This is a genomic window from Paenarthrobacter sp. NPDC089322 (assembly GCF_040684895.1).
Lineage (GTDB): Bacteria > Actinomycetota > Actinomycetes > Actinomycetales > Micrococcaceae > Arthrobacter.
The window spans coordinates 3,813-5,637 of record NZ_JBFBGW010000040.1 but is presented as its reverse complement, the minus strand read 5'-3'; the positions used below and the strand labels follow the sequence as shown (position 1 = coordinate 5,637).

The 1,825-nt window shown below is 56.6% G+C and carries 1 rRNA gene; it reads left to right on the top strand.

Going from position 1 to position 1,825, the window contains the following annotated elements:
- Nucleotides 1-119: 119 nt before the first annotated feature.
- A 16S ribosomal RNA gene (locus AB0N65_RS20580) occupies nucleotides 120-1,645 on the top strand.
- Nucleotides 1,646-1,825: the final 180 nt, after the last annotated feature.

Below are 1,825 nucleotides of genomic sequence, written 5' to 3'. Positions count from 1 at the left end.
TTTTTGCCGGGCCGTTGCGCACCCCCGTGTGTGGTGGTCTGGTTTTCAGCTGGTTTCAGATTTGCAGCTGCTTTTGCCGTGATTTCCGGTGGGGGTGGTTGTGTTTCGTTTTTTGTTTTTGAACGGAGAGTTTGATCCTGGCTCAGGATGAACGCTGGCGGCGTGCTTAACACATGCAAGTCGAACGATGATCCTCAGCTTGCTGGGGGGATTAGTGGCGAACGGGTGAGTAACACGTGAGTAACCTGCCCTTGACTCTGGGATAAGCCTGGGAAACTGGGTCTAATACCGGATATGACCATCTGGCGCATGTCATGGTGGTGGAAAGCTTTTGTGGTTTTGGATGGACTCGCGGCCTATCAGCTTGTTGGTGGGGTAATGGCCTACCAAGGCGACGACGGGTAGCCGGCCTGAGAGGGTGACCGGCCACACTGGGACTGAGACACGGCCCAGACTCCTACGGGAGGCAGCAGTGGGGAATATTGCACAATGGGCGAAAGCCTGATGCAGCGACGCCGCGTGAGGGATGACGGCCTTCGGGTTGTAAACCTCTTTCAGTAGGGAAGAAGCCTTTCGGGGTGACGGTACCTGCAGAAGAAGCGCCGGCTAACTACGTGCCAGCAGCCGCGGTAATACGTAGGGCGCAAGCGTTATCCGGAATTATTGGGCGTAAAGAGCTCGTAGGCGGTTTGTCGCGTCTGCTGTGAAAGACCGGGGCTCAACTCCGGTTCTGCAGTGGGTACGGGCAGACTAGAGTGCAGTAGGGGAGACTGGAATTCCTGGTGTAGCGGTGAAATGCGCAGATATCAGGAGGAACACCGATGGCGAAGGCAGGTCTCTGGGCTGTAACTGACGCTGAGGAGCGAAAGCATGGGGAGCGAACAGGATTAGATACCCTGGTAGTCCATGCCGTAAACGTTGGGCACTAGGTGTGGGGGACATTCCACGTTTTCCGCGCCGTAGCTAACGCATTAAGTGCCCCGCCTGGGGAGTACGGCCGCAAGGCTAAAACTCAAAGGAATTGACGGGGGCCCGCACAAGCGGCGGAGCATGCGGATTAATTCGATGCAACGCGAAGAACCTTACCAAGGCTTGACATGAACCGGTAATGCCTGGAAACAGGTGCCCCGCTTGCGGTCGGTTTACAGGTGGTGCATGGTTGTCGTCAGCTCGTGTCGTGAGATGTTGGGTTAAGTCCCGCAACGAGCGCAACCCTCGTTCTATGTTGCCAGCGGTTCGGCCGGGGACTCATAGGAGACTGCCGGGGTCAACTCGGAGGAAGGTGGGGACGACGTCAAATCATCATGCCCCTTATGTCTTGGGCTTCACGCATGCTACAATGGCCGGTACAAAGGGTTGCGATACTGTGAGGTGGAGCTAATCCCAAAAAGCCGGTCTCAGTTCGGATTGGGGTCTGCAACTCGACCCCATGAAGTCGGAGTCGCTAGTAATCGCAGATCAGCAACGCTGCGGTGAATACGTTCCCGGGCCTTGTACACACCGCCCGTCAAGTCACGAAAGTTGGTAACACCCGAAGCCGGTGGCCTAACCCTTGTGGGGGGAGCCGTCGAAGGTGGGACCGGCGATTGGGACTAAGTCGTAACAAGGTAGCCGTACCGGAAGGTGCGGCTGGATCACCTCCTTTCTAAGGAGCTGCTGACAATTGGCTGTTGCCCTGCATGGGGTGGTGGTGGTTGTTTAGTGTTGCCCGTTGCGCAGGCGTTTGTTCTGCGGCGGGTGCTCATGGGTGGAATATCAACGAATCATTTTGGTGGCATGGCTTTTGCTGGTTGTGTCCTGGTGCTAGTACGGCGGCTCCTTCCTT